The sequence below is a fragment of the Ruegeria sp. O4 genome, from assembly GCF_056535125.1.
This window is the reverse complement of the sequence record NZ_JBQERO010000017.1, coordinates 22,404-48,255: the sequence shown is the minus strand read 5'-3', so window position 1 is coordinate 48,255 and position 25,852 is coordinate 22,404. Positions and strand designations below refer to the sequence as shown.

The 25,852-nt window shown below is 54.1% G+C and carries 27 protein-coding genes and 1 pseudogene; 22 read left to right on the top strand and 6 right to left on the bottom strand.

What is annotated here, in order from left to right; genetic code table 11:
• Nucleotides 1-10 precede the first annotated feature (10 nt).
• The 4 genes from ACR0J7_RS16415 to pcaQ form a co-directional block, all read right to left on the bottom strand.
• Nucleotides 11-1,036, bottom strand: coding sequence for a LacI family DNA-binding transcriptional regulator (locus ACR0J7_RS16415; RefSeq protein ID WP_480774344.1), 1,026 nt, complete (start codon nucleotides 1,034-1,036; stop codon nucleotides 11-13).
• Between the two features lie 62 nt (nucleotides 1,037-1,098).
• On the bottom strand, nucleotides 1,099-1,236 hold the full coding sequence (locus ACR0J7_RS16410) for a hypothetical protein (RefSeq protein WP_480900992.1): 138 nt from the start codon (nucleotides 1,234-1,236) through the stop codon (nucleotides 1,099-1,101).
• Nucleotides 1,233-1,940, bottom strand: a complete 708-nt coding sequence (locus tag ACR0J7_RS16405) for a class II aldolase/adducin family protein (protein ID WP_480774346.1) — start codon at nucleotides 1,938-1,940, stop codon at nucleotides 1,233-1,235. Before ACR0J7_RS16405 ends, ACR0J7_RS16410 begins: the two co-directional genes overlap by 4 nt.
• Before the next feature lie 43 nt (nucleotides 1,941-1,983).
• Nucleotides 1,984-2,925 (bottom strand): pca operon transcription factor PcaQ, encoded by a 942-nt coding sequence (gene pcaQ / locus ACR0J7_RS16400; protein ID WP_480488809.1) that lies wholly within the window; start codon nucleotides 2,923-2,925, stop codon nucleotides 1,984-1,986.
• Nucleotides 2,926-3,022: 97 nt separating this feature from the next.
• On the opposite strand from pcaQ, the gene pobA reads away from it, so the two are divergent.
• The 7 genes from pobA (at nucleotide 3,023) to ACR0J7_RS16365 (ending at nucleotide 8,749) form a co-directional block, all read left to right on the top strand.
• A complete protein-coding gene (pobA, locus tag ACR0J7_RS16395; RefSeq protein ID WP_480914939.1) occupies nucleotides 3,023-4,192 on the top strand; it encodes a 4-hydroxybenzoate 3-monooxygenase in 1,170 nt (389 codons plus the stop codon).
• Nucleotides 4,192-4,980 carry a 3-oxoadipate enol-lactonase gene (gene pcaD / locus ACR0J7_RS16390; protein ID WP_480914938.1) on the top strand — a complete coding sequence of 263 codons (789 nt, stop codon included), beginning with the start codon at nucleotides 4,192-4,194 and terminating at the stop codon, nucleotides 4,978-4,980. The genes pobA and pcaD overlap by 1 nt, the downstream gene beginning before the upstream one ends.
• Complete coding sequence (gene pcaC / locus ACR0J7_RS16385; protein ID WP_480488803.1) at nucleotides 4,973-5,350, top strand: 4-carboxymuconolactone decarboxylase; 378 nt, start codon at nucleotides 4,973-4,975, stop codon at nucleotides 5,348-5,350. Before pcaD ends, pcaC begins: the two co-directional genes overlap by 8 nt.
• A 52-nt stretch (nucleotides 5,351-5,402) precedes the next feature.
• A complete protein-coding gene (gene pcaH / locus ACR0J7_RS16380; protein WP_480560454.1) occupies nucleotides 5,403-6,131 on the top strand; it encodes a protocatechuate 3,4-dioxygenase subunit beta in 729 nt (242 codons plus the stop codon).
• A 2-nt stretch (nucleotides 6,132-6,133) separates the two neighbouring features.
• Entirely contained in the window at nucleotides 6,134-6,751 is a 618-nt protein-coding gene (gene pcaG, locus ACR0J7_RS16375) for a protocatechuate 3,4-dioxygenase subunit alpha (RefSeq protein ID WP_480488799.1), read from the top strand.
• A 48-nt stretch (nucleotides 6,752-6,799) separates the two neighbouring features.
• Nucleotides 6,800-7,621: a 3-oxoadipate:acetyl-CoA acetyltransferase gene (locus ACR0J7_RS16370; RefSeq protein ID WP_480774349.1), complete on the top strand. Its 822-nt coding sequence runs from the start codon at nucleotides 6,800-6,802 to the stop codon at nucleotides 7,619-7,621.
• A gap of 66 nt (nucleotides 7,622-7,687) precedes the next feature.
• Nucleotides 7,688-8,749, top strand: a complete 1,062-nt coding sequence (locus tag ACR0J7_RS16365; RefSeq protein ID WP_480547480.1) for a 3-carboxy-cis,cis-muconate cycloisomerase — start codon at nucleotides 7,688-7,690, stop codon at nucleotides 8,747-8,749.
• A gap of 453 nt (nucleotides 8,750-9,202) precedes the next feature.
• On the opposite strand, the gene ACR0J7_RS16360 is transcribed toward ACR0J7_RS16365, so the two are convergent.
• Nucleotides 9,203-9,985 (bottom strand): DeoR/GlpR family DNA-binding transcription regulator, encoded by a 783-nt coding sequence (locus ACR0J7_RS16360; protein ID WP_480488793.1) that lies wholly within the window; start codon nucleotides 9,983-9,985, stop codon nucleotides 9,203-9,205.
• A gap of 146 nt (nucleotides 9,986-10,131) precedes the next feature.
• On the opposite strand from ACR0J7_RS16360, the gene ACR0J7_RS16355 reads away from it, so the two are divergent.
• The 5 genes and pseudogenes from ACR0J7_RS16355 to ACR0J7_RS16335 all read left to right on the top strand — a co-directional run bounded on the left by ACR0J7_RS16355 (nucleotide 10,132) and on the right by ACR0J7_RS16335 (nucleotide 16,099).
• Nucleotides 10,132-12,555: a GcvT family protein gene (locus tag ACR0J7_RS16355; RefSeq protein WP_480914936.1), complete on the top strand. Its 2,424-nt coding sequence runs from the start codon at nucleotides 10,132-10,134 to the stop codon at nucleotides 12,553-12,555.
• A gap of 15 nt (nucleotides 12,556-12,570) precedes the next feature.
• A complete protein-coding gene (locus ACR0J7_RS16350; RefSeq protein ID WP_480484624.1) occupies nucleotides 12,571-13,503 on the top strand; it encodes a phosphotransferase in 933 nt (310 codons plus the stop codon).
• A gap of 493 nt (nucleotides 13,504-13,996) precedes the next feature.
• Nucleotides 13,997-15,122, top strand: a pseudogene (locus tag ACR0J7_RS16345) (IS3 family transposase).
• Nucleotides 15,123-15,155: 33 nt separating this feature from the next.
• Nucleotides 15,156-15,452 (top strand): imine reductase family protein, encoded by a 297-nt coding sequence (locus ACR0J7_RS16340; protein ID WP_480774560.1) that lies wholly within the window; start codon nucleotides 15,156-15,158, stop codon nucleotides 15,450-15,452.
• Nucleotides 15,453-15,610: 158 nt separating this feature from the next.
• Nucleotides 15,611-16,099, top strand: a complete 489-nt coding sequence (locus tag ACR0J7_RS16335) for a phosphoglycerate mutase family protein (RefSeq protein ID WP_480901133.1) — start codon at nucleotides 15,611-15,613, stop codon at nucleotides 16,097-16,099.
• A gap of 426 nt (nucleotides 16,100-16,525) precedes the next feature.
• On the opposite strand, the gene ACR0J7_RS16330 is transcribed toward ACR0J7_RS16335, so the two are convergent.
• Nucleotides 16,526-16,759, bottom strand: coding sequence for a hypothetical protein (locus ACR0J7_RS16330; protein WP_480901131.1), 234 nt, complete (start codon nucleotides 16,757-16,759; stop codon nucleotides 16,526-16,528).
• Between the two features lie 135 nt (nucleotides 16,760-16,894).
• On the opposite strand from ACR0J7_RS16330, the gene ACR0J7_RS16325 reads away from it, so the two are divergent.
• The 10 genes from ACR0J7_RS16325 to ACR0J7_RS16280 all read left to right on the top strand — a co-directional run bounded on the left by ACR0J7_RS16325 (nucleotide 16,895) and on the right by ACR0J7_RS16280 (nucleotide 25,689).
• Nucleotides 16,895-17,647: a Crp/Fnr family transcriptional regulator gene (locus ACR0J7_RS16325; RefSeq protein WP_480914934.1), complete on the top strand. Its 753-nt coding sequence runs from the start codon at nucleotides 16,895-16,897 to the stop codon at nucleotides 17,645-17,647.
• 447 nt (nucleotides 17,648-18,094) lie between these two features.
• Nucleotides 18,095-18,403: a hypothetical protein gene (locus ACR0J7_RS16320; protein ID WP_171722472.1), complete on the top strand. Its 309-nt coding sequence runs from the start codon at nucleotides 18,095-18,097 to the stop codon at nucleotides 18,401-18,403.
• 3 nt (nucleotides 18,404-18,406) lie between these two features.
• Entirely contained in the window at nucleotides 18,407-18,760 is a 354-nt protein-coding gene (locus ACR0J7_RS16315) for a hypothetical protein (RefSeq protein WP_171722471.1), read from the top strand.
• The gene (locus ACR0J7_RS16310) at nucleotides 18,750-19,604 is read left to right on the top strand and encodes a hypothetical protein (protein WP_480914932.1); all 855 of its coding nucleotides are present in this window, start codon (nucleotides 18,750-18,752) and stop codon (nucleotides 19,602-19,604) included. The genes ACR0J7_RS16315 and ACR0J7_RS16310 overlap by 11 nt, the downstream gene beginning before the upstream one ends.
• Nucleotides 19,605-19,697: 93 nt before the next feature.
• On the top strand, nucleotides 19,698-20,897 hold the full coding sequence (locus ACR0J7_RS16305) for an N-acetyltransferase DgcN family protein (protein WP_480914929.1): 1,200 nt from the start codon (nucleotides 19,698-19,700) through the stop codon (nucleotides 20,895-20,897).
• Complete coding sequence (locus ACR0J7_RS16300) at nucleotides 20,894-22,015, top strand: alanine/ornithine racemase family PLP-dependent enzyme (protein WP_480914928.1); 1,122 nt, start codon at nucleotides 20,894-20,896, stop codon at nucleotides 22,013-22,015. Before ACR0J7_RS16305 ends, ACR0J7_RS16300 begins: the two co-directional genes overlap by 4 nt.
• 165 nt (nucleotides 22,016-22,180) lie before the next feature.
• The gene (locus tag ACR0J7_RS16295) at nucleotides 22,181-22,315 is read left to right on the top strand and encodes a hypothetical protein (protein ID WP_269149748.1); all 135 of its coding nucleotides are present in this window, start codon (nucleotides 22,181-22,183) and stop codon (nucleotides 22,313-22,315) included.
• 79 nt (nucleotides 22,316-22,394) lie between these two features.
• Nucleotides 22,395-22,967: a hypothetical protein gene (locus tag ACR0J7_RS16290; RefSeq protein WP_480914926.1), complete on the top strand. Its 573-nt coding sequence runs from the start codon at nucleotides 22,395-22,397 to the stop codon at nucleotides 22,965-22,967.
• 556 nt (nucleotides 22,968-23,523) lie between these two features.
• Nucleotides 23,524-24,156, top strand: coding sequence for a tyrosine-type recombinase/integrase (locus ACR0J7_RS16285; RefSeq protein WP_170403722.1), 633 nt, complete (start codon nucleotides 23,524-23,526; stop codon nucleotides 24,154-24,156).
• A 744-nt stretch (nucleotides 24,157-24,900) separates the two neighbouring features.
• Entirely contained in the window at nucleotides 24,901-25,689 is a 789-nt protein-coding gene (locus tag ACR0J7_RS16280; RefSeq protein WP_480616729.1) for a hypothetical protein, read from the top strand.
• Nucleotides 25,690-25,852 lie beyond the last annotated feature (163 nt).

Here is a 25,852-nt window from a genome sequence, read left to right as displayed (position 1 = left end):
AAGTTTTAGTTCACGCGGATTCTCTCAAGACAAGCCGTGCCGGAAACAGAGTTTCCGTCCGATCGTCAAATTTTCCTCCGCTTTCAATGAGTTCAAACAAGGTATCCACACTGCGCCCAGCCACGTTGTCATAATCATGCGCAGCTGTTGTCAGCGATGGGCAGGTAAATTTTGCAAAGGGGTGGTCGTCATTTGATGCGACACGGAGTGAGCAATCTTCCTTTCGCCCAACCCGAATCCCCTGCTCATAACAGGCTGCCAGAAATCCGATCGCAAGACGGTCATTGCTGCACAAAACTGAATTCGTCCTGAGAGCACCTTTCTCCAACACTCTCAAAGCACCCTGATGCCCGATCTCTTCAAACGCCCAGCCTTCACCATCGATTTTTATGACATGGGGCTCGAACCCCAGACGTTCCATAACCTCAATATATGCCTTGCGTCGCTTGTTGGCGTTTGGGTTTGCTGGCGTGCGCATTTCAAAGAAAGACGGAGGTTCACCCGTCCGGGTCATGTATTCCACGGTTTGGGAAACAAAACTGAAATTGTCCGACCCTATAAAGGCTGCACCCAAACCTTCGAGGTTGCTGTCAAACAGAACTGTTGGCACCTCGGCGCAAAATTTCTCGATGTGAGCTCGGTCCGACCCGCGCCCCAAAGGAGCAAACAGTACTCCGGCCGGCTTGAGCGACCGCAGGCTGTCGAGTATTTCGTTCTCGAGTTCCTGCTCACCATGCGAGCTGAAAAGAGATGGACGATACCCGGCCGCAATACAGCTCTGCTCGAGGTATCTGGCCATCTCGGCAAAAAATGGATCGGCAAGATAGGGAACAACGATACCGATATTCTTGGTCAGCTTTCGGTTCTGGTTCACCGCATAGATATTTGGACGGTAATCGAACTTTTCCAATGCTTCTTCGATACGCGCCCGCGTAGAGGAACGAACGCTTTCCGGGTCGTGGAAATATTTGGAAACCGTTGGCCGAGAAATCCCGCTCAGGGCCGCGAACTCCTCCATATTTCTTATTTTTACCATACCTACCCGCTTGCGGAACTCTTTTGCTTTGACCTTACATTTTCTTTACGCGCGACAATAAATCAATAGGCAGCCGTATCCGCGCGAATGGCCAGATGCGTGACACCAACGCCGACAGGCGAAAACCTCCTGATCACGTCGCGAAGTTCTGGACTTGAGCCCAATATACCGACCCCCAGCGCGGCCATCCTGGCGCTCACTTCTGTTCAGACGCATTTTGCTCGTGCGCAGTGCCTGCTGCGACGTCCTTGTAGTCGTCCTGAACGCCGTAAGAAGCGAAACCGGATAGCGTTTCGGAAATCTGTTCATCGGTCAGGATCACCGGACCGAGGGTCAGGGAAAGGTAATATTGACGGGCAATGGTTTCCAGCTCGACTGCGCGCCATATGGCCTTGTCCAGGTCCTCTCCCATGGCAATGGACCCATGATTTCCAAGCAGACAGGCGGTTCGATCTTGCAGCGCTTCGATCGCCAGCTCCGACAGCTCGGGCGTTCCAAAGCGCGCATAGGGTGCGCAGCGAACATTGGGACCGCCGAAGGCCGCGACCATGTAATGCGCTGCCGGGATTTCTTTGTGTGCAATCGCCAGCGCCGTGCAATAGATCGGATGTGCATGGACCACCGCGCCCATATCGGGGCGGGTCTTGAGGATGTCGAAGTGAAACCGCCATTCGGTCGAAGGTTTGAGCGGGCCATACCAGGTCCCAAACTCTCCATCAAATGGCATTGAGACGATCATCTCCGGGGTCAGCTTGTCATATGGCGTCGCCGAAGGTGTGATCAGCATCCGGTTCTCGTATCGGGCCGAGATATTGCCGGATGTGCCCTGGCTAAGACCACTGGAATTCAGAAAAAGGCATTTCTCGATAATCGCCTCACGGATTCTGCGTTCCTTGTCATCCATCTTGTGCTCCTGTCCTAGCGCCACCCGGCGGAATGGACCAGCCTTAGTTATCAGAGGTCGCACCATCAGGCGACAAGCCCAACCTCGCAATTGCATTGTCCAAAGCCAACCCGAAAACCTGCGCCTGAGGTGACAGGACCTGGTCAGGCCGACGCATCAGCCCAACGGGCCCGCGTGTGATTGACGTATCAAACGGCAGCGCCACAAGGTGGCCATCGCTGATTTCATTGGCGACCACCCCCGCCGAGATGATCCAGATCGCATCGGTCTGCCGGGTATACACCCGCCCGAAAGCACCCGAGACAGTTTCCAGACGATCTTCGATTTCACCAATCCCGTGCGCGATCATGAGGCGATCCACCAAGGGCCGAATTGCCGATCCTTCAGGCGGGTAAAGCACTTGCCACTCGGTAATCCGCCTGAGATCGGGGGCTTTCAGCAGCGGGTGATCCGCGCGCACGACAAAGACGACCTTCTCCTCGTAAAGCTGGGTAAAGGAAATGCCCTGCATGGTTTCAGGGCGACCCAAACGCCCGATAACAAGCTCTAGGTCGCCCAGTCGAAGACGCTCCATCAAATGGCCATGTGGACCGTCGAAAACGCTCAGTCGGGCATTGCCCGCAAGTTCGGAAAACTCGGTAGCAACGGCTGGCATCAAACGGGCCGCAACCGAAGGCAGCACCCCGACCCGAAGGCTGGCCCTGCCCCGCGCCTCGATCTGTTCCACACCAGAAAAACCTTGCTGCAAAGCGGCCAGTGACATTTCGGCAAAATGCAGAAACACTTCGCCCTGCCGCGTCAGAGAAACACCGGACCGGTTACGGGACAACAGCACAGTGCCCAGAATATCCTCAAGCTCCTTAAGTGTCTTGGATATCGCCGGTTGCGTGAGAAACAGCTTCTCTGCCGCAACTTTCAGGCTTTTCTCGCGACATATCTCAATAAAACATTGAATATGCCTAACTTTGATGCGGCGATCTATCATTACTTTCCAATTCCGGCAACTAAGTCCAAGCAGAACTCATTTTACATATCGAGATATGGCGTTCAATTATTAGATACGCGAAATCAGGAGAGCCAACATGCGCGTTCAGGTCGCGATCATCGGCGGTGGACCCTCAGGTCTTTTGCTCAGCCAGTTGTTGCACCGCAAGGGCATAGACACCATCGTATTAGAGCGCAAAACCAGGGAATATGTTCTGGGCCGCATTCGCGCCGGCATTCTGGAAACCGGTTTTGTGGAACTGATGCGCGAGGCCGGTGTAGCAGAGCGGATGGACAAGGAATGTTTTGTCCATGACGGCACGGTGATCTCGTATGGTGATATCGAATTCGGCATCAACTTTAAGAAGCTGACAGGCAGTCATGTGGTTGTTTACGGACAAACGGAAGTAACCCGTGATCTGTATGATGCGCGCGAGGCAATGGGCGGTAAGATCGTTTTCAACGCCGATGATGTTCAGATTCACGGGGCTGACAGTGATGCACCCTATGTGACGTATCAAGCGGATGGGACCGGACACCGGATTGATTGCGATTTTGTCGCCGGGTGCGACGGGTTTCATGGGGTGTCGCGTCAAACCATCCCGCTGACCGTGCGCCGGGAATATGAAAAGGTCTATCCGTTTGGCTGGCTGGGCGTTTTGTCCGAAACACCCCCGGTCCATAACGAACTAATATATGCCGGATCGGAACGCGGTTTTGCGCTTTGTTCCATGCGCAATGAGAACCTCAGCCGGTACTACATTCAATGCTCGCTGTCTGACAGTGCCGATGACTGGACTGATCAAGCCTTCTGGCAGGAACTGAAACGCAGGATCCCCGCGCAATATGCTGAGACACTGAATACCGGGCCATCGGTCGAAAAATCAATTGCGGCGCTGCGGTCTTTCGTGACCGAACCAATGCGCTGGGGCCGTTTGTTCCTGTGTGGGGATGCCGCGCATATCGTGCCCCCCACCGGGGCCAAGGGGCTTAACACAGCGGCAAGCGACATCCACTATCTGCACAACGCACTGCTGCAATTCTATGAAGACCACGACAGCGAAGGCATCGACCGCTATTCCGAAAAAGCGCTGGCCCGGATTTGGAAGGCCGAGCGGTTCAGTTGGTCCACGACCAATCTGTTGCACCGTTTTCCGGAACAGAACGGCTTTGACCTGAAAATGCAGAAGGCTGACATTGATTTCCTGCGCGAAAACAAAGAGGCGCAATCGGTGTTTGCACAAAACTATGTCGGGCTGCCCTACTGATGCAGATTGCGGCGCTGGATAACATTCACCTGCATTGGCGTGAAGATGGCGATCCAGATGGCATGCCTGTGGTATTTGCCAACTCGCTGGGAACTGACCTGCGCCTTTGGGACAAAGTTTTGCCCTTACTGCCCAAGGGGCTGCGCCTGATCCGGTTCGATCTGCGTGGTCACGGCCTGTCGGAATGCCCTCAGGCGCTTTACAGCATGGCTGAGCTGGCGGATGACGCCGAGGCTTTGCTTGACCATATCGGGGTTCGCGACACGGTGTTTGTCGGCCTGTCGATTGGCGGGATGATCGGTCAGGCGCTGGCTTCGCGCAGACCGGACCAGATCCGCGCCCTTGTTCTGTCCAACACCGCCACGAAAATGGGGACGGCGCATATGTGGCGTGACCGGATGGGCGCGATCCGGTCGTCCGGCATCGAGCCTGTGGCAGACGCAATTCTGGACCGTTGGTTTGCGGCGGGTTTCAGGGCAACCGATAACGTGCTGCTTTGGCGCAACATGCTGGTACGTACACCTGTTTCTGGGTACTTGGGATGCTGCAACGCGATTGCAGATGCGGATCTTGAACCCATGACCCGGGTGCTGCGATTGCCGGTTCTGGCCATTGCCGGATCAGATGACCGCGCCTGCCCGTCCGAACTGGTCCGGCAGACCTGTGCTATGATCCCCGGGGCGCGCTATGCCGAAATACCCAACACCGGGCACCTGCCATGTGTGGAAGCCCCCGCTACCTATGCTGAACACTTGTCCGCCTTCCTGATGGAGAACCGCAATGAGTGACAAATACGAGTCCGGTATGCGAGTGCGGCGCAGAATTCTGGGCGATGCCCATGTGGATCGCGCCGAAGACGCCAAGTCTGATTTGGACGGTCCATTTCAGACGCTTATCACCGAAGGCGCGTGGGGCACCGTCTGGGCCTCGGACGGGATCAGCGACCGTGAGAGATCCATGCTGACGCTGGCTTTGCTGGCTGCGTTGGGCAATTTCGAAGAAATCCCGATGCACATCCGCGCCACAGCCCGTACCGGCGCCAGCAAGCAGGATGTACTTGAAGCGTTTCAGCACGTCGCAATTTACGCGGGCGTGCCACGCGCCAATCAGGCCCTCAAACTGGCAAAACAGACCTATGATGAAATGGAACAGGACTGAATGGGAAACGCGTAGGAACCCCAGTCAGACAAAAAGGAAGTGTGATCCGACAATGTTGAAACAAGGTGAATTCTACCAGCGTGACCGCGAGTGGCACCCACCTGCGCTGACACCCGACTACAAGACCAGCGTGACCCGTTCACCGCAATATTCACTGATCTCGCTGCAAAATTCGATCAGTGAGGTCACCGGCCCGGTTTTTGGCCACAACGATGTTGACCCTCTGGATAACGACCTGATCTCGAACTATGCGCAACCCGGCGAAAGCCCGATTGGCGAGCGCATCATTCTGCACGGCAGGGTGCTGGATGAAAACGGACGTCCGGTGCCAAACACGCTGGTGGAAATCTGGCAGGCGAATGCGGGTGGGCGCTATCGACACAAGAAAGATACCTATCTGGCACCGATCGATCCCAATTTCGGTGGTTGCGGCCGCACCCTGACAGATGAAAACGGTTATTATTTCTTTCGCACCGTGAAACCCGGTGCCTACCCCTGGCGCAATTGGGTGAACAGCTGGCGTCCCGCCCATATCCACATGTCGATATTCGGAACAGGTTTTGCACAGCGCCTGATCACACAATGCTATTTCGAAGGTGACCCGTTGATCGACAGGTGCCCGATCGTGAAAACTATTCCTGATGCCGATGCGATCAGCCGCCTGATTTCGCGGCTCGATATGAATTCAACGATCCCTCTGGATACCATCGCCTATAAATTTGACGTGGTCTTGCGCGGTCGGCGCTCGACCCTGTTTGAAAACCGTTTGGAGGGGAACTGAAGATGCAACAGCTGAATTATCTGAAGGAAACCCCCTCGCAAACAGCCGGGCCTTACGTCCATATCGGTCTGGCACCCGGGGCTGCCGGATTTGAAATCTACAGGCAGGAATTGGGCTGGGACATAGCCGGACCAAATGCCGAGGGTGAGCGTATCAGGGTCGAAGGACTGGTCGTGGACGGGGCAGGATCTCCCATCAAGGATGTTCTGCTTGAAGCTTGGCAAGCAAATGCCAAGGGCGTCTATGCCCATCCTGAGGGCGGTGGCGATGTCGAAGACGGCTTTCGCGGCTGGGGACGCGTCATTACCAACTTTGAAACCGGCGAATGGGCGTTCGACACTGTCAAACCCGGTCCGACACCGGGGCGAAACGTGGGCCAGCAGGCCCCTCATATCAACCTTTGGGTTGTTGCCCGGGGCATCAATGTCGGCCTGAATACGCGTATCTATTTCGAGGACGAGGAAGAGGCCAATAGCAAGGACCCGGTCCTTAATCTCATCGAATGGGAACGCCGCCGCGCAACGCTGCTGGCCAAACGCACCAATCGGGACGGTCAAGTTGTCTATCGCTTCGATATCAAGATACAAGGCGAAGATGAGACCGTCTTTTTTGATATCTGATTACTTGGTGCTGCCTTGCCAAGGCGGCACTCATTTCAGGAAGTCACCATGACCAAACCCTGCATTATCTGCGTGGCTATCACCGGTTCCCTGCCCACCAAAAAGAACAACCCCGCGGTGCCGATCTCGGTTGCGGAACAGGTCGAAAGCACGCAAGAGGCGTTCGAGGCCGGGGCCAGCATCGTCCACGCCCATGTTCGCAACGATGATCAGACGCCCAGCAGCGACCCCGAGAAATTCGCCCTCCTCAAAGAGGGTTTGCAAAAACACTGCCCCGGAATGATTATCCAGTTCTCTACCGGTGGGCGGTCAGGCGCCGGTCAGGCAAGGGGCGGAATGCTGCCCCTGTCACCTGACATGGCGTCGCTGTCGGTTGGATCGAACAACTTTCCCACCCGGGTTTATGAAAATCCACCCGATCTGGTGGACTGGCTGTCAGCCGAGATGCGAAAATACGAAGTCACACCCGAGATCGAGGCGTTTGACCTGTCCCACATCCTGCAAGCGATCAGATTGCACAAGGAAGGCAAGCTTTATGGCAAGCTGTATGTTCAGTTTGTCATGGGTGTCAAAAACGCGATGCCGGTCGACAGGGCCGTATTCGACTTTTACGTGAAGTCCATGCAGGATCGCGTACCGGATGCCGAATGGTGTGCCGCCGGGATCGGTCCAAACCAGATTGTGGTAAATGATTGGGCCATTGCTGCGGGCGGACACACGCGGACAGGTTTGGAAGACAATGTCCGGCTGGATCGGAATACACTAGCGCCTTCGAACGCTGCGCTGGTCAATCGCGTGACCGAGCTATGCGCAAAGCACGAACGTCCGGTCGCCACCTGGCAACAGGCCCGCGAGATTTTGGCTCTTTGAGCGCAGGGAGGAATGATGCCATGACGATTGATATCCGCTCGCTTCATTTCAAAGGCCACACATAAGATGGAACAGCTTTCCACTCATCCCTGGCTCAGCGGGCTGTTTGAGGACCCACAGACCTCAGAGTTGCTGGGTGCAGAGGCTCAGCTGAGACACATGCTGGCCGTCGAGGCCGCATATTCAGAGGCTTTGGCGGCGGTCGGCACCGTACCACCAGAGGTGGCGGAAACCGCGGCAAAACTTATCCGACAACACCGTCCCGACATGCAGGCGCTGCGCGACGGGACGGCATTGGATGGCGTTGTGGTGCCCGCGCTGGTGCGGTCGCTCAAAGCGGCATTGCCTGAACATTGCCACGTCGCGCTGCATAAGGGGATGACGTCGCAGGATGTTGTCGACACCGCTCTGGTTTTGTCAATCAAGGACATTCTGGAGGTGTTTTCGGCCCGTCTTTCTGACCTGATGGATGCGCTTGTGGCGTTGGAACAGGCATATGGCGAACACGTGATGATGGGGCGAACCCGAATGCAGGCGGCATTGCAGATTTCTGTTGCCACGCGCCTGCGAAACTGGCGGTTGCCATTGGCCGATCACCAGAAACGCCTGACCGAATTGCAACCCAGATTGCTTGTGCTGCAACTTGGCGGCGCCGTTGGCGACCGCGCCGGGATGCACGGGTCCGGACAGGTAATCGCAGATCATGTGGCCCGTGGGCTTGGCCTGGCCAGCTGCGATGCAAACTGGCATACCCGCCGGGACAATCTTGCAGAGTTTGCCTCATGGCTTTCATTGATAACCGGATCGCTGGGAAAGATCGGTCAGGACGTGTCGCTCATGGCCCAGCAGGGGGTGGACGAGGTTTCGCTGGCAGGTGGCGGCGGATCTTCGGCGATGCCTCACAAGCGCAACCCGGTCCGCGCGGAACTGCTGGTCGCACTTGCTCGTTTCAACGCAACCCAACTTTCGGGCATGCATCAGGCGCTGGTGCACGAGCAGGAACGTTCCGGCGTTGCCTGGACGCTGGAATGGATGATCCTGCCCCAGATGATCCTGGCAACGGGGCAGGCTCTGATCAGCTGTGGTACGTTAGTGCAACAGATCGAACGGATAGGCATGGTGGAGTGACTGCACTGGCCTCTGAGCCCGACGTTATTCAGGCGCGACACTGACTTGGCGTCGCAGGTTGTGTCACTTGTTTCCCATCGTGTTTCCTCCGTTTTCCCAATCCCAACGACGGGCCACTTCAGTAGCGAAGGATCAGTGACGGTGCGGGCAACCTAAAGTCGCCGAAGAACCGAGAACAGGCGGCGTTCCTGATCAAGGTGATGGCCGAGGATCGCCCTGACGATCTGTCGCTGGCCTATTTCACGGCCAAGGAAGTCAGCCTACGTTGGACGGAACATATCGGAATTTCGTTGACGCGGATATCAGGACAGCTGCCATTTTGGAGTGCCGGAGTATGTCAGATGTCGCCGACAATATTGATGCGGCCCACGCGTTATGCAAGCGACGCAATCCCGCCACTCCACACAGCTTTGTGGTAAATAATAGGAAAAAACGTCCGTTCCCAAAGGCCAATCACTCATCAAAAGCTTGAAACTGATCTGCGGCGATTACTGTCTTTGCCCGACCTATGACGCCTTCAAATTTTGGCGCAGGCTTCCGCTCGGTTATCAGGAAGTCACTTGCCGAAAGAGCCGGAAGACGCAAGGCCGGTTTGGGTTCGGATGCCTGGAACTTGGTCGAGTCCACTGCCATGAAACATCGTTCGCTGATCGCCTTCATTGCGACCGCAATATCGACTTCGCATTGTTCGAACACCAAAAAACCCTGTTTCGGATCCACACGTGACGCCGACAGGATTGAGTACTCCACCGACATATTTGCAATAACGTCAAAGGCCGCGCGGTCGAACGCTGCCCCGTCATGATTTCGAAGCTGTGTGCCCGCCATAAAGACCCGGTTGCCGTTCCCCATGGCCAAAGTTGTTGCGATGAACGCTGAATTCGTCACCACGGTAAGATCTCTGCGCGCCTTGAGGGCTTGGGCCACAAAACCCGACGTAGATCCCGTATCGATAGCAATGGACGCGTTATCTGGCACAAGGTTCAATATTGACTTGGCAATGGCGACTTTCGCTGCGCGGTTGGTTGTCATACGCGCGATGAAAGGGGGATCCAGAACCTTTTGGGTGCTGATCAACGCGCCGTGAACCTTGTCGATTTGCCCCGCATCCACCAACGGCTTTACAATTCGACGAATTGTCTGATCGGAAACGTTAAGCCTCTGCGCCAGGTCCATGACCGAGATTCGGCCATGCATGTTAACCGCGCTCAGGATGTCCTTTTCGTATTTTGACATTCAGTCACTCGGATGTTGGACTTTAACAGGATAAATTGTAGTTACCCCCTTAAATCAACAGATTTCAACACTATTGTTTAATTTTTGTTGATTTATATTGGCCGATACGGTGATCTGGCACCCAATTTGTCGACAGGGGCGAGGCCATGACAACCCATTCTGCAAAACACCTTATTATTGGCGGCGGCATCATCGGATGCTCAATCGCTTATCATCTGGCCCAGGCAGGTGAGATGGATGTCGTCCTTCTGGAAAAGGCATCTCTGACAGAGGGGGCAACATGGCACGCTGCCGGGCTGGTTGGGCAATTGCGATCTTCCCGCAATACAACCCGGATGCTGAAACGTTCGGTCGCGCTCTATGACCGGCTGGCCGACGAGACTGGTATGGAATTCGACTGGAAGAAAGTCGGCAGCTTGCGGCTGGCGGCAACCAAGGAACGGTTGCTGGAGGCAAAACGCTTGGCAACGATGGCACGCAGTTTTGACCTGGAGATGGAAATCATCTCACCAGCCGAAGCGACGGCCCTGTTTCCCTATATCGATGCCGACGGGTTAGAGGGGGCCGCCTTTATTCCCTCGGACGGTCATGTCGACCCCGCTGGCCTGTGTCTGGCGATTGCAGCCGGTGCGCGTAACCACGGCGCACAGATCAGGCAGGGGGTGAAGGTTGAGGATTTCGAAATCCGCAATGGTCGCATAACCAAAGTGATGACAACCAACGACGACTATGAGGCGGAAACCGTTGTGCTGGCCTCGGGCATGTGGAGCCGTGAACTGGCGGCAAAACTGGGCGTCGTGGTGCCAGCCTGCGCTGTCGAGCACCAATATGTCGTAACAGAACCGTTGCCAGAGCCGGAATTGGTCAAGGGCCTGCCCACACTGCGCGACCCCGAGCGTCTGGTCTATTACAAGCCCGATGCTGGCGGGCGTCTGGTCATCGGAGGTTACGAAGACGACACATTGCCATTTGGAGAACAGGGTATTCCCGGAGAGTTTGTGCGCCAGTTGCTGCCTGACAATCTTGACCGTTTCGCGCCGCTGGCTGAACTTGCCGGTGTCGCCACCCCTGTCGTGAACCAGGTCGGAATCCGGCAAATCATCAATGGACCGATCCCCTATTCCGCCGATGGTGATTTTGTCATGGGCTGGGCCCCTGAGATCAAGAACCTGATGCTTTCGACCGGGTTCCTCTACGGCATTGCGGCTGGCGGGGGCGCGGGGGAAATGATCGCCGAATGGATTCTGAACGGGCGCCCAAGCCTGGATCTTTGGCCATTGGACGTGCGGCGGTTCAGCCCACATCATGCGACCAAGGCCTTTATGTATCCCCGAGCCGTCGAACATTACGCACATCACTACAAGATGCGCTATCCGGGCCAGGAGGCCGAGACCGCACGTAATTTGCGCTTGTCTCCACTATATAACCGATTGAAAGAACACGGGGCGGTTTATGGATCGAAGAACGGGTGGGAACGGCCTTTGTGGTTTGCCCCAGCTGGGGTCGCCCCAGTGGATCAACTCGATTTCCTCAATCCCGGTTGGCATGTCTTCGCGGCCGAAGAACACCGCGCTGCCCGCGAAAGTGTCGTTCTGATCGACCAGTCGAGCTTTTCCAAGTTCGAGCTGATCGGCTCTGGCGCGTTGGATGTGTTGCAACACCTGGCGGTCTCAAACATGGACAAGCCGGATGGCAGCGTAATCTATACCCAACTTTGTAACGACAAAGGCGGCGTCGAGGCGGATGTCACCATCACCCGCCTGGGGCGCGACCATTTCTATATCGTGACCGGCGCTGGATTCGGGGTTCACGATTCCGACTGGATCCGACGTCATCTGCCGGAAGACGGATCAGCACATTTAATCGAGGTTACCTCTTCCCGGGCCGTGATCAACATCTGCGGACCAAAAGCGCGCGACGTCCTGCAGGCGGTAACCGAAGAGGATATCTCAAACGCTGCGTTTCCCTTTGCAACAGCGCGCGACATTACAGTCGGAGCAGCAAGAGTGCGTGCGGTGCGCATAGGCTATACCGGCGAGTTGGGCTGGGAACTGCACATCCCAACCGAATTTGCACTTCATGTCTATGATCAGCTTTGGAAGGTCGGGCAGGCCCATGGCATCCGCGATATCGGCTACCGGGCCATTGACTCGCTGCGCCTGGAGAAGGGGTATCTTTATTGGAGCACCGACATCACTCCGGACTATACACCTGTAGAAGCGGGCCTGGGCTCTCGCGTCCACCTGAAATCGAAGGAAAGTTTCATAGGGCGCGATGTGCTGGAGGACCAGAAATCCAATGGCACGGCACAGATACTCTGTACCTTCGTGACCGAAGAAAAACTGCCGATGACCGGGGGGGAAACCATCCTGCACAATGGCGTAACCGTTTCGCGCGCCAGCAGCGGTGGTTATGGGTACCATGTCGGGAAAACGATCATCTACGGCTATCTTCCGGTGGCGATGACGGACCAGACGGAATTCGAACTCGAACTGTTCGGTGACCGCAAACAAATCTGCCGGGTGGACGGGCCTCTGTTCGACCCGGCCAATGAACGGCTAAAAGCCTGAGGGGGAAGGCAGAAAATGACTGACGGAAACACTGACCGTGTCCTGAGTGAACTTCGCAACCTGAAAGGCTTTGAAGACACCTCAGCACAAAACAGCGAAATCAAGCGGCTGGGTGGGTTGACCAACCTGGTCTACAGAGTGGAAACCTGCGGACACACCATGATCGTTCGCATCCCCGGAGACGGCACCGCGGATTATATCGATCGTGGCGTTGAGATTCACAATGCCAAGGTCGCAGCCGAAGCTGGTATCGGTCCCGCTGTGCTTTGGGCGGATGCAGATACCGGTGTGATGATCAGTGACTGCATCGACGATATCGTCACCATGACACCCGAGCTTTTCGCAACGCGCACCGGAGCGGCTGCGCGTGCCGGGCATGCCCTGCGGCAACTACACGAGTCACCCCGCCCTTTCGAATTCCGGTTCGAACTTTTTTCGATGATCGATGAATATCTTAAAGTCCTGGCAACAAAGGATATTTCCCTGCCCGAAGGCTATACTGAAATCGTCGCCGAAGCGGCGCCGATCAAACAGCTGCTGCAAGACAAGCCGGGCGCGCTGGTTCCCAGCCATTGCGATCCGCTTTGCGAGAACTTTCTCGACAACGGTGACCGTATGTGGATCGTGGATTTCGAATATTCCGGGATGAATGATGCTCTTTGGGACCTCGGCGATTTATCAGTCGAAGCCGGGCTGACCGAGAAGCAGGAAATCGAGATGCTGACGTCCTATTTTGGCGCGGCACCAACAGCGGCTCAATTCGGGCGAATGGTGATCTACAAGGCGATGTGCGATCTTCTGTGGACACTCTGGGGCTTGATCCAACATGCCGATGATAACCCGGCCGAAGATTTCTGGGCCTATGCTACGGGTCGCTTCGACAGGTGCAAGGCACTGATGTTCAATCCTGCTTTCGCAGCCCATGTTCAGGCAGTTGCGAACGAATAGTGCAGATGGATAAGTTGCAATCTCTTGATGAATGACTGGCATGTGGAAATGAAAAATGGTTCGGACAAATGGGATTCGAACTGGTTTCACGGTAGGCTCTTTGAGGGGCCGCAACGTCCCCAAAACGGCGGTTAAAATGCTGTGCTGTTCTACCTGAGGCACAGTTTCCTGTCGTGATCGAACAGATATCATAGCTGAATGCGGTCCGAGAGTTGATTTGGCGACCTCAACACACGGGTTGCGATTATTCACCGTTGGTCTTCGCACGGGGCACATTTGAAGGAACGCTAAGTGCAGAATTCCTGGCGCTTGGGCGAAACGTATATCAACACAACAGGTACTCGGGCGTTTCTACGCCCATTCTTGAATGAAGGCGTCAAAATCACTGATTTCCTTCTGTGCGCGCAGTGAAGTAAGTCGACTGCAACAAGGTCCCTTGAGCCTCCCCAACTGAGCTGGTCCACCGCTATGTTTAGGAAACGGAGGACCACGAATGGCAAACAAGCGACCGAAGCCCGAAGAGATTGTCTCGAAGTTACGGCAGGTTGAAGTTCTGATGGGGCAAGGCATGTCCCGTCTTGATGCGATCAGGCAGATCGGCGTTGTTGAACAAACCTATTACCGCTGGCGCAAGAAGTACGGCGGAATGGGCGTAGATCAGTTGAAAGAACTGAAACGGCTTCAGAAAGAGAATGAGCGACTGCGACGTGCGGTATCCGATCTGACGTTGGACAAGCTGATCCTGACGGAAGCCGCGAAGGGAAACTACTGAGCCCCGCTCGTCGTCGTGCTTGTATTGACCATGTTCGCAACCAACTGAACGTTTCCGAGAGACGCGCCTGCCGCGTGCTTGGACAACACCGGTCCACGCAACGGCGTGTCCCACAAGGTCGCGCAGACGAAGACCGATTGGTGGCCGACATGATCGAGCTGACCCGTCAATACGGCCGATATGGCTATCGCAGGATCGCTGCATTGCTGAGAGAGGCTGGATGGTCTGTCAGCGATGGGCGAATTGAACGGCTTTGGCGACGAGAGGGGCTGAAAGTGCCAGTGAAACAACCGAAGAAAGGACGGCTTTGGCTGAACGATGGCTCGTGTGTTCGGCTGAGGCCGGAGTATCGCAATCATGTATGGAGCTATGATTTCGTCCATTGTCGAACCGACGATGGCAAAGCCTTCCGGACGCTGAACATCCTTGATGAGCACAGCCGGGAGTGCCTGGCGATTAGAGTGAAGCGCAAGCTGAACTCGGTCGACGTGATCGACGCCCTGACGGATCTGTTCATACTTCGGGGGCACCCTGTTTCATACGTTCAGACAATGGGCCAGAATTTGTCGCCCAGGCTGTCCGAGACTGGACCGCCGCAGTTGGCGCCCAGACGGCTTACATTGAACCTGGGAGCCCGTGGGAGAACGGATACTGCGAAAGCTTCAATGGCCGGTTCAGGGACGAACTACTCAACGGCGAAATCTTCTACAGCCTGCGCGAAGCACAAATCCTGATCGAACAATGGAGGAGACACTACAATACAAAACGCCCCCACAGTGCACTGGGCTATCGCCCGCCGGCACCTGAAACCATCATCCCGATGGATCACATGCCGATGATGCACTAACAATCAACTTGGACCAGTCAGATGAGGCTGCTCATGGCAGAGGGGGTTGAACTGCAAAAGTTCATTTCGATGTTTCCTGATAGTGCACGCATTCAGCATCATGTCGGAACAATCCGAGATGGAACTTACGATCAAAGAACGGCCACGTTGTCCGTTTGGCAGGCATCTTTGGAACTGTTGAAGCAGCAAGCCATTGACGCTGGCATGGATGCTGGGTTTCCAAGCCACGTTGGAGGTCTTTTTGAGAAAGCAGTCAAAGCCGGCTACGGCGATGAACATGTTATGGCCTTGTTCAAAGTTCTGAGAGACGATGGGCGGGCTGCCGATTGAAAACTTGGCTCACAAAGGTCAGCTGAATGTACCGCCATGTTTTGTGGCTGCTAAGGTGGATCAACATCCGCAGGTTGGGATAGAGCTGCCGCCAACTTGATTTGCCAGCTTCTTCCTGAAAAGATGGCACCCTGTTCACAAGTCGGGAGTGCAATTTTGTGCGTTTTCTTTGTGCCGTTCTGATTCTGAATTTGGCGACTGGTTTTTCTGCCGCAGCTCAGGAAGCAGTTTATCTGATCCGACATGGTGAAAAAGAGCTGTCTGGAACTGACCCTGTCCTCACCCCGGAGGGCAGACAGCGCGCAGCAGATTGGGCTGAGATGCTTAGGAATGTTGGCCTTGATGCCATCATCACGTCGGATGCGCTGCGAACTCAAGAAAACGGCGGCATAATTGCCAACGCCCTTGGCCTTGAAATCAATGCCTTGCCAAAAGGCGATGTCGCAGGGTTGGTCGATTCATTGGAATTCGACCATGAAAAAGAGACAGTTCTAATTGTCACCCATGCTGAAACCATTCCACAAATTCTGGAATACATGGGCGTGCTTGAAGACGTCACGATCGACCAAAGCGAATTCGGCAATCTTTATGTTGTTCTTAGATCCTCTTCGGATAGTCCAACCTACATTCATTTGTTGATGCCTTGACGCATTCTGACAGGCCCGCTTCGGGCTCTTCCGACGCCTTCGCCGCATGATCCACGAACGGCAGATCTAGGATGAACCGCCTTTCGCTGCACCGCGCATGAACAGATAAACAGCGGGACTTTGCCGTCATTCGATCTGGAGCCTTCGCTGAAGCAGCATTTGCTCGCGGTCGCGGCATACTTATTGTTGCGGCGCGGCGAGTGTCACCAATCAGGTCATTCGCAGGCGTTGTATTTGCGTTAACGGAAACTGTACCCTCGCCGCAGCTCGGTCGGACAATCAGGACGCAGGATATGGCAGGCATTGAAACATTGATTCTCGTTTCGTGTTTGAATTGATCAGGAACGAGGCACCAAAAGTGTTTCTGTTTGCAATTTTGCTTTTTTTGACGAGCATAATCTTGTTTTTCCGATGCGGGACTTAACGCTACTGCCGAACCCGATAGCCGGAAGCAATGATCTGGTTTATCAGAGCAGCGGCGGCTTGGTGCATTACCTTTTCATCACTGTTGCCGACCGCTGCTTCGTGGGCAGCGGCTGCGTCACGCAGAACTCCCACAATCTCATGTTCGGGCAGGAGCTCACGATCTTTAATTGCAAGCAAAAGCGCTTCACAGATTGAGAGTGCGGCCATTCCTGAGTGGTCTTGCCGGTCGGTCATGGTAGACGTCCTTTTGTAACAGGCGTCCAAGCAAGGAAGCGCCACGATGAATTGCATCATTCTGGCATAGATTGCAGTATACTCAACTGATCGAAAGCAGTCTTTGCGTCGGATAGTTTCGCGGGCGGCTCATTGATGAAGGAAGAACATTTGCCCGCTATCAAGAACAGTCCGCTCACCCGAAAGCTTTCAAACTTCGTCGCTCTGACTGAGGTTGAACTTGCGGTATTGGCACGCTTGCACAAACGCCGCAGAACCTTTGAAGCCGGACGTGACCTTGTGCATCAAGGGCAATCAGAGCAGGCTGCCTACATTCTGGCCTCGGGCTGGGTTTGTTCTTACAAAACCCAGACTGACGGGTCGCGTCAGATCGTCGATTTCCAAATACCCGGTGACTTTCTGGGTTTGCGAAGCGTCCTGCTGCACACCTCGGATCACAGCATAGAACCAATCATGGAAATCCAAGCTATCGAGGTAGTAGTGGATGATCTCCTGGAAGCATTTGCGCAAACGCCCCGGCTGGCGACAGCAATTCTTTGGGCGGTATCTCGAGATGAAGCGATGGTGGTTGAGCACCTGGTCAACATAGGACGGCGAGATGCGGGTGAGCGCATGGCGCATTTTCTTTTGGAACTTGGTGTGAGGCTGACTCAGGTCGGGATGGCAAACAAGACGGGATACACTTGCCCCCTGACACAATACCACCTTGCCGATGCGCTGGGACTGAGTGCCGTGCATGTTAATCGTGTCCTACGGCAACTGCGGGAGAAGGGGTTGGTTACTTTTCAATCCGGGCAAGTGGCATTTGATGATTATGACGGACTGGTGACGTTGGCCGGTTTTGACCCCACTTATCTGGATCAGGCCGGGCCACTGTTGAAGCAATAGGTTCACCCCTCGAGCGATGCCGGGGTTTTGATGATGGTTGCCTGGTTAGAGACGCCATTCTCTTCGGCAGATTTGGGATTTCACTGAAAAAGAAGCGCAAGATAAATACAGTCCGATTGCGGTACTGGATTTCCTGCGCTTCTCAATTACTCGTTAAGAACACGCCAGCAAATATCCCGCCAACACAAATCAGGTTGCCGGAAACCAAACATCGTTGCACTGACTCAGGTTAGTCAATTTTCTGGCAGTATCTGATCCTCAGATGCCAAATGCATTTGAGATTCCAATAGAATCTCAAGTCATTGGCCGCCGACTAACATCGATCAGCGCACGTCTGCCATTTGCACATTATTCTAATTTACAACGCCAGTACTTCCGCGGCGCTTAAGAGCGTGTTCAGCGGCAGACTGTGCGGGGAAGATCCAACAAACTATTTGGAGGGCTAAGGTGAGCACGAGATCGTCCAGTTCTTTGGTGACGTTTTCAAATCCGTTCTCTTTGTGCGGCTACCCGGATGAACTTCCTGCAGGCGAGTATGAAGTAATTGTTGAAGAAGAACTATTACAGGGCCTGAGTTTCGAAGCATATCGAAGAACCGGAACCTACCTGACGGTTCAGAGCAAAGGCAGCAAGCCAGGCCGCACAGAAATGCGCCCCATCGACCCAAAAGATCTCGAACTGGCACTTAAGCACGACCAGACCTTGGCCACATCTAACAATGACAGCGATGCGGCGCTTTCCCCGCAGGAGGAATAGATTATGAACACGCCCGAATGGCTTAAACCCGGAATCTACGGCGCCCTGATCGGAGGGGTTTTCGTCGGCGTCGTTGGATTTTCTTGGGGTGGATGGATGACCGGCAGTAACGCGGACAAGATGGCCAACGCCATGTCCCGCGACAATGTAATCGCTGCGTTGGTTCCGATCTGCATCGACATGGCTAGAACTGACGCCCAACGCGCCGAAAAAATAACGACGATCAAAGAAGCTTCTTCTTTCAAGCGAAAGGATGCCGTTATGGCAGCCGGCTGGGCAACGGTACCGGGATCCCAAACCCCCAACAAAGATCTGGCACAGGCCTGCATTGAGGGGCTGAACCTGGATGGATCGTAACTCAATCACTCAACATTCGGACAACGCCGTTTGCACCAGGACAGTTCGAAAAAATCTGTACTGGTTTTACTCTCACTTCATGACGGCGCTGTTTGTTGGCGTTTTCAGCTGCTTGACGGGCTCCTTTATCTCATCAAGTCCCGCATCGGCCGAAACAAACTCTATCCCGGACAACGCGCATCCCAAAAAGTATGGCGACGGTTGGGAATGCGATTTGTCCTATCGGTTGGAAGGCGAAGAATGCGTGGCCATTGCCGTCCCAGAAAATGCCTACCCGACAAACAGAACCTATGGTTCGGGCTGGGCATGTACACATGGCTTTGTTGAAGTTGGTGGCACCTCATGCGTTGAAGTAATTGTGCCTGAGGGCGGATATCTCGATCCATCAGGTGAGAGGTGGCGGTGCCTGCGTGGGTACACAAGGGTAGACGATAGCTGCCAAAAAATCGTGGTGCCGGACAACGCCTACCTGACGAACAGTACCTACGGATCTGTATGGCTTTGCAATCGTGGCTACGAGACAGATGGTGAAGCGTGCGTTGCAATAGCAGTGCCGGATAATGCCTTCCTGAACGCATCAACCCACGGGCGTCCCTGGACATGCGAGCGCGGATATTTTGAGCGAGACGGAAGGTGCGATGCAGTCATCGTGCCTGAAAACGCTTTCTACGATGACGCGATCCACGGAGTTGGATGGAAATGCGAACGTGGCTACGAGGCGTCCGGTGATCACTGCGATGCAATCGATCTACCCGCAAATGCCCATATCGACCGATCCGGCAATGGGTGGCAATGCCACAGAAATTTTCATCGGTCGGAAGGGCTGTGTGTTCTGAACGAATGAGGTTTCAGTCAGAGAGCCCACTTTTCCAAACTTCACATTTTGTGCCCGTTCTTACCTAGGACGGCGTGTTTCAAACTCCAAAAAGGAACAGATATGAAACCCGTACCCATTGCGTCGGATGCCAAGCAGTTCATTGCCAGCGATGCGCAAGAGCTGCCGCCTGAACAAGCCGTTTTTCCGGAGCTTCACCGCAAGACACTTGTGACAGACATACCGACTGCAATTGTGTATTGCGAAGGAAACTTCGCAAAGATCGATGGCAAGACGGCTAATGGTCTCGTTCGACATTCACAGGCCTATCGCGTTCTTTCGGTGATCGACAGCACGTATGGCGGTTGTGACAGTGGCAAAGTGCTTGATAATATCGCAAATCAGGTTCCCATCTTCGATGATCTTGATGCCGCCGTCGCTAATGAAGCTACGATCCCCGACACTTTTATTTACGGAATGGCGCCGGCCAGCGGCAGAATGTCCCTTGAGGATCGCGAAGTTGTTGTGGATGCGATAACGCTCGGAATGAACATCGTCAGTGGGCTGCATGAATTTCTTAGCGATGACAAAGAGCTCGCCGGAATTGCCAAAATTCACGATGTCACGATACGCGACATTCGCAAGCCGCGGCCCAATCCCGACCTGCGCCTGTTAGATGGCAGTATTGGAGACGTCCAGGCGATCCGCATCGCGGTGTTCGGCACCGATTGTGCAATTGGAAAGCGTACAACCGCGACAATCCTGACAGGCGCACTTAACGCGCATGGGATCAAAACAGTTTTGGTCGGCACCGGCCAGACAGGTTTGATGCAGGGCGCCAAGTATGGCGTTGCGATGGATTCGGTGCCGCCGCAATTTTGTTGTGGCGAACTTGAGCGTGCTGTTGTTGCAGCATCTGAAGGTGAGCGCCCCGATGTCATAGTGATCGAGGGCCAGGGCGCGCTCAGCCATCCGGCCTTTTGTATATCAGCCTTTATTCTGCGAGGCAGTCAGCCACATGCAGTTATTCTTCAACACGCGCCTAAACGAAAACGTCGATGTGATTTCCCCAACATGACTATGCCCGACCCTTGCGATGAAATCACACTGATCGAGGCTTTTGCGAACACAGAGGTAATTGGCATGACGATCAACCATGAAGGAATGAATGATATTGAGATTTCAAAGGCCATCACAGACTATAACCGCAAATTGTATCTCCCGGTCACTGACGCATTGAACCGTCCTCCAAAAAACTTGGTGAATATGGTTCTATCGGCCTTTCCGCGCTTGCAACCCGTACGTGCTACGACGATTGAATGAGCAAGCTGCGTATTGACGTTGATCTGGACAAAATTCGGTACAACACACGGTTCCTGGTCGACCACCTTAGACCCCGCGGAATTACGGTGACAGGTGTGACAAAAGCCGTTTGCGGTCATCCTGAGATTGCGAATGCTATGCTTGAAGGTGGCGCGACAGGGCTGGCGGACGCGCGGATCAGCAATATCATACGTATGCGCGATGCTGGGATCTCGTGCTCCATATCCTTGATCCGAACGCCCATGCTGAGCCAGGTCGCGCAAGTTGTTGATAACTGCAATGTCAGCTTCAACACAGAAATGGACATTATCGCAAGCCTGGCCGTGAGTGCGCTGGGAAAGAACATTACTCACAGTATTATCCTGATGGTGGAAATGGGGGATATGCGGGATGGCATCTTGCCTGAACACCTTGAGCGCACTGTGTCTCAAATTCTTAGAATGGAAGGGATTTCTCTGAAGGGGATTGGTGCAAATTTTGCCTGTCTGGGTCATGTGGCACCCTCTGCAGGAGCAATGGAATTGCTTTCGTCGCTTGCCGTCGATACCGAACTTGCAAGTGGACCCGCTCTGGAAACAGTGTCAGGCGGCGGTTCTGCCAGTTTGCCATGGTCGCTTGGCAAGGGGGCGACCGGAAAGATCAACAACCTGCGTCTGGGTGAGGCCATCCTGTTAGGTACCGATCCCGTTTCGGGATACGCGATCGACGGGCTTTACACAGATGTTTTTACGCTTTGGGCGGAAGTGATCGAAACGAAGACCAAATCAAATCCAAATCCCTTGCAATTGAATTATCCCATACCTTCAATGCAGTGTGTGACTTTAGACAGTCCTTCGAACACTCGGTCGATCCTTGCCATTGGACTCCAGGACACCGATGCGGCGGGTCTAATTTTCCCTGCTGGCGTCACGTTCGTCGGAGCCACCAGTGATCATATCGTTGTTGAAAACACCAATTGTCTGCTTCGCCCTGGTGGCGAGGTGAAGCTGAAATTGAACTATAGCGCGCTCTCGCGCGGCATGGCTGCACCCGATGTAGCAAAAGTCTTCCATGGTGATGGCGCATTGGTTGACTGCACCGCAGCGAACACTGATCGCCCATATTCGAAGCGAAAGTAGCGCGCCAGGGTTGCCGCCGCCTCGGTTCTGCTTCATCCACCCGTCTTATTCTACGGCTTTACGTAGTAAATTGGGCCACCAATACCTATATTGGTGGTACCCGCATTCACTTTTCACACCCTATCTGGGCTCGTGAGTGTTGCGGACAATCAAAGGATCAAAATGATGTCTTTCAAAGACCTTACGACCAGAGCGGCTGCCGCACTGAAGGAAAACGATGCGGACGCGTCAAAAAAAGAAGTGACGTCGAAAGGGCAGGACGCCGTCCCCGAAAAATCAAAGCCTAAACCTCAAAACTGATAATACCCTGCCGGGAGCGGGTGGCTTGTTCTTGTTTACATCTCCGAGCGAGCGGTATCAGCAAAGGAGAACTACCCAAATGAACCAACTAATCAGCAAGACAATCGCAGTCTTTTCCAGGCCGTTTACTTTCCCTGGCTTTGACGAATTACTCCCGGCGGGCGAATACGACATAGAAACTGAGCTTTCCGCACCACCAGATTATTTGGATCCAGAAGCCTGGAAAGCATCAGTGCTAATCTTTCTGCTTCCACGGAAATCTCACCCCGGTCTGGCGCGAACGTTGACCGTTTCTCTTACTGATTTGGAGAGAGCCCGCGCAAGGGATAAATTGTCTGCGAAGGAGTTGTCGCAATTCCTGCTCGACCAACTCTTGGCCGATCCGATGGTGCAACTGATCATGGAAGCTGACGGTATGTCTGAGACTCAACTTCGGCACCTCTACTCGGAGTCGCTCATTTCTGAGGCAGACGACGGATCATCAGATCAACGAGCCATACCACGAGGATGCGCAAGCGGTTCTCGGTATGCTTTCGCTGTCCAAGCTGCTGAGAACGAAGGAATGCCAGTTCGTCCTATTAAAACCCCTCGGATTACAGGCCGTTCCATCGGACAGTCTGAACCAGGCAGCTCCTTCAATCTCAAGGCTTAGGGCTCGGAACTTTCTTTTCCAGTCGCTGTATAAACCAAAACAGAAATCGAGGCTAAGAACTGATGGAAGACTTCGACAACGACGCAGATACGATCATGGCTCGCGCCCACAATGACGTGCCGCAAGAACGCCCGTGTCTTCGTTGCAGAACGCCATTCTGGAGCGAAGGGTTCGGAGAGCGGATTTGTCGACGCTGCAAGGGGTTGAGCGCGTGGCGAAATGGCGTATCAGTAAGCCCTGGGTTAGCTCGGCGTCGCTGATAACCTGACGCCGGTCTTTCCAGCTTTTCTGATCATATCTCATTTTATCTTATTGGTGCTGACCCGGGCCTTTTAACGTGGAACCCGATCGGTAATCGGTGCTGAAGACGAAGCGTACGCGCGGTTTGGACTCGAACCGTTCTTATGTGTAGTGATATGGGCTCAAGCCGCCTAATGCACACACTAAACCATGCCAGTATTCATAATCGGACAGCAGGCATTCACGCCGCTTGTACTATTCGGTGGTCAGCGCGGTGCTGTTGCTTGGGTGCGGAGGGTGGATCGGAGTGCAAAATATGCCAAGAGTCCAACTACCTGCAGTCACCCCAAAACCCAGAGCTTGGAACAAGGGGCGGATCATCGGTCAGAAACGACCGCTACTCCCAAAACAGGTCTGGGCGATCCGTGCCCGGCTCGAACTTTCTGGAAATCTGCGTGATCTCACAATGTTCAACGTCGCGATTGATAGCAAGCTACGCGGCTGCGATCTGGTCAAACTCGCTGTGACCGATCTTGTCAAAGACGATCGCGTCCGTGAGCGTGTTTCGGTGATCCAGAGCAAAACCAAGCGATCTGTTCAATTCGAACTGACGGAAAACACGCGAGAAACTGTATTGGTATGGGTAAAATCACCGGAAATGTTTGCTAGCCGGTTCATGTTTCCAAGCCGATTCCATGATCGACCACACATCTCGACGCGCCAGTATGGCAGGCTGGTTCGAGACTGGGTGACCGCAATCGGATTGGAACCGAGCGGATATGGCACGCATTCGCTTCGCCGAACCAAAGTAGCTGAGATCTACCGCAAGACAGGAAATCTCCGCGCGGTCCAACTTCTGCTTGGGCACACAAAGGTCGATAGCACCGTGCGATACCTGGGCGTTGAATTGGAAGACGCGCTAAGCATTGCAGAGCGCATAGACATCTGAGACAGTTTGGCGAGCGGCGCTGTCGGTCGCCAATCCATAGTGGTTCTAGTTCTTTTACGCAGGAGTGGGACGTAGCGTGCCCTGAGCGGAAGTGTCAAAATCTTGTTGCGTACGCTCGCAGTACAGTTTTCTCGGCTCAGGCGCAATTTACAGGGTGCGGGACCGAGCGGCCATTTGATCGCGCCGCGGGTACTTGTGCAGAAGCGGCGCGAACATCCCCGCCTGACAGCCAATGTCGTCCGGCCAGTCATTCCTAGTTACGAGGAAGCCTTGATCACATACTCCTCTTTCGCCGCACTCAGGCCCGGCAACTGAAACGCCGACTTAAACTGCCACCCGCTGATAGCCTGGCCCCAAATCGACACAACGAAAAACTAATACCAGACAATTTCTTTCGGTAGTTCACCAGGAACCTTGGTCACCGGCAGTTTCAAATACTACTAGCCGTAGCGGTGCTCCCATTGCGACGAGGGAAACTTCCTTGACTCTATGCTGGCTAAGAACCACAAAAGTGTATTGGTGAAATTTACTCGTCGCCGCGATGCTGCCGGCTTCGATGATCCAATGGCCTTCAGAATAACTGTAGCATATGCCCCAGCATAGGAACGGGTTTCGCTGGGGTCTTCGCTATGAGCTCGTTCCTCACATGCATTCGCAACTGTCACCTGACATGCGCCAGCCATCGCGTGACCCATGAAAGAAAGCGCCGTATGAACAACACATGGCTCATAAATTGCGTGCATGATGCCCGATAGATCAGGTCTCAGGCTCCGTTTCAATCAGTCATTCATCCTGTTTGCGCGCTGCATTCTTTGTTTGATCCCGACACTCTTGGTGTTGTTCTCAGGGACGCAGCTTCCTGCCCAAGTCGCAGGCAATGCCGATGGATCGGTTTGTGACCAAGGTTTCGAAAACAAGAACGGATCGTGCCAAAGAATAGACTTACCGGAAAACGCATATTTGACGGGTAGCTCCTATGGCATTGGCTGGGAATGCAATCACGGTTTTCAGAATGTCGGAGATCTCTGTGAGGAAATAAGAGTTCCTGAAAATGCCTATCTTGCATCAACCGGAGATCAGTGGGAGTGCAATCGGCTGTTCCAGCGTGTCGAAGAAAAATGCGAAGAACTGATTGCACCTCAAAATGGATACGTCGAAACCAGGTTTGGCGCACAGGAAATACACTGCAACTGGGGATTTCGTAAGGAGAACCAGGATTGTGTTGCAATAGAAGTCCCAAAAAACGGTCGTCTGAGCGATAAAAAAAGCTCGGATGGTTGGGTTTGCCTCAGAGGTTACAACGCGGCGGAGAGCGGCTGTGAGCCTGTGGCTGTTCCACAGCATGCGTATCTTGAACCAGATTCCCACTCTGGATGGAAATGCGAACGTGGTTTTCGCGCAAACCGGGACAGGTGCGATGCGATCCTTGTTCCTTCAAACGCTCATTTGAATCGAAGAGGTGATGGTTGGGAATGCAATCGGCCGTTCACACGACAGAACGATAAGTGCGCCGAAAATATTCCACGAAAATAGGTTCGTGGAAATCAATATCGCCTGACAAATCCGGAAGGACCAAGCCGTGAACCATAACTCGATTGACGAAAATCTTGGCAAAAGGATCAAAGCCGAAAAGGCGCGTCGCCGGTCCCACGGGATTAAGATATCTATGGCGTTAGCAGTGTTTGTTGCAGCGGTA

Excerpts from the sequence above, each read along its gene's own strand:
- ACR0J7_RS16415 (WP_480774344.1), bottom strand. The coding sequence starts at position 1,036 with ATGGTAAAAATAAGAAATATGGAGGAGTTCGCGGCCCTGAGCGGGATT.
- ACR0J7_RS16405 (WP_480774346.1), bottom strand. The coding sequence starts at position 1,940 with ATGGATGACAAGGAACGCAGAATCCGTGAGGCGATTATCGAGAAATGC.
- pcaQ (WP_480488809.1), bottom strand. The coding sequence starts at position 2,925 with ATGATAGATCGCCGCATCAAAGTTAGGCATATTCAATGTTTTATTGAG.
- pobA (WP_480914939.1), top strand. The coding sequence starts at position 3,023 with ATGCGCGTTCAGGTCGCGATCATCGGCGGTGGACCCTCAGGTCTTTTG.
- pcaD (WP_480914938.1), top strand. The coding sequence starts at position 4,192 with ATGCAGATTGCGGCGCTGGATAACATTCACCTGCATTGGCGTGAAGAT.
- pcaC (WP_480488803.1), top strand. The coding sequence starts at position 4,973 with ATGAGTGACAAATACGAGTCCGGTATGCGAGTGCGGCGCAGAATTCTG.
- pcaH (WP_480560454.1), top strand. The coding sequence starts at position 5,403 with ATGTTGAAACAAGGTGAATTCTACCAGCGTGACCGCGAGTGGCACCCA.
- pcaG (WP_480488799.1), top strand. The coding sequence starts at position 6,134 with ATGCAACAGCTGAATTATCTGAAGGAAACCCCCTCGCAAACAGCCGGG.
- ACR0J7_RS16370 (WP_480774349.1), top strand. The coding sequence starts at position 6,800 with ATGACCAAACCCTGCATTATCTGCGTGGCTATCACCGGTTCCCTGCCC.
- ACR0J7_RS16365 (WP_480547480.1), top strand. The coding sequence starts at position 7,688 with ATGGAACAGCTTTCCACTCATCCCTGGCTCAGCGGGCTGTTTGAGGAC.
- ACR0J7_RS16360 (WP_480488793.1), bottom strand. The coding sequence starts at position 9,985 with ATGTCAAAATACGAAAAGGACATCCTGAGCGCGGTTAACATGCATGGC.
- ACR0J7_RS16355 (WP_480914936.1), top strand. The coding sequence starts at position 10,132 with ATGACAACCCATTCTGCAAAACACCTTATTATTGGCGGCGGCATCATC.
- ACR0J7_RS16350 (WP_480484624.1), top strand. The coding sequence starts at position 12,571 with ATGACTGACGGAAACACTGACCGTGTCCTGAGTGAACTTCGCAACCTG.
- ACR0J7_RS16340 (WP_480774560.1), top strand. The coding sequence starts at position 15,156 with ATGGCAGAGGGGGTTGAACTGCAAAAGTTCATTTCGATGTTTCCTGAT.
- ACR0J7_RS16330 (WP_480901131.1), bottom strand. The coding sequence starts at position 16,759 with ATGACCGACCGGCAAGACCACTCAGGAATGGCCGCACTCTCAATCTGT.
- ACR0J7_RS16325 (WP_480914934.1), top strand. The coding sequence starts at position 16,895 with ATGAAGGAAGAACATTTGCCCGCTATCAAGAACAGTCCGCTCACCCGA.
- ACR0J7_RS16315 (WP_171722471.1), top strand. The coding sequence starts at position 18,407 with ATGAACACGCCCGAATGGCTTAAACCCGGAATCTACGGCGCCCTGATC.
- ACR0J7_RS16310 (WP_480914932.1), top strand. The coding sequence starts at position 18,750 with ATGGATCGTAACTCAATCACTCAACATTCGGACAACGCCGTTTGCACC.
- ACR0J7_RS16305 (WP_480914929.1), top strand. The coding sequence starts at position 19,698 with ATGAAACCCGTACCCATTGCGTCGGATGCCAAGCAGTTCATTGCCAGC.
- ACR0J7_RS16300 (WP_480914928.1), top strand. The coding sequence starts at position 20,894 with ATGAGCAAGCTGCGTATTGACGTTGATCTGGACAAAATTCGGTACAAC.
- ACR0J7_RS16295 (WP_269149748.1), top strand. The coding sequence starts at position 22,181 with ATGTCTTTCAAAGACCTTACGACCAGAGCGGCTGCCGCACTGAAGGAA.
- ACR0J7_RS16290 (WP_480914926.1), top strand. The coding sequence starts at position 22,395 with ATGAACCAACTAATCAGCAAGACAATCGCAGTCTTTTCCAGGCCGTTT.
- ACR0J7_RS16285 (WP_170403722.1), top strand. The coding sequence starts at position 23,524 with ATGCCAAGAGTCCAACTACCTGCAGTCACCCCAAAACCCAGAGCTTGG.
- ACR0J7_RS16280 (WP_480616729.1), top strand. The coding sequence starts at position 24,901 with ATGCCCGATAGATCAGGTCTCAGGCTCCGTTTCAATCAGTCATTCATC.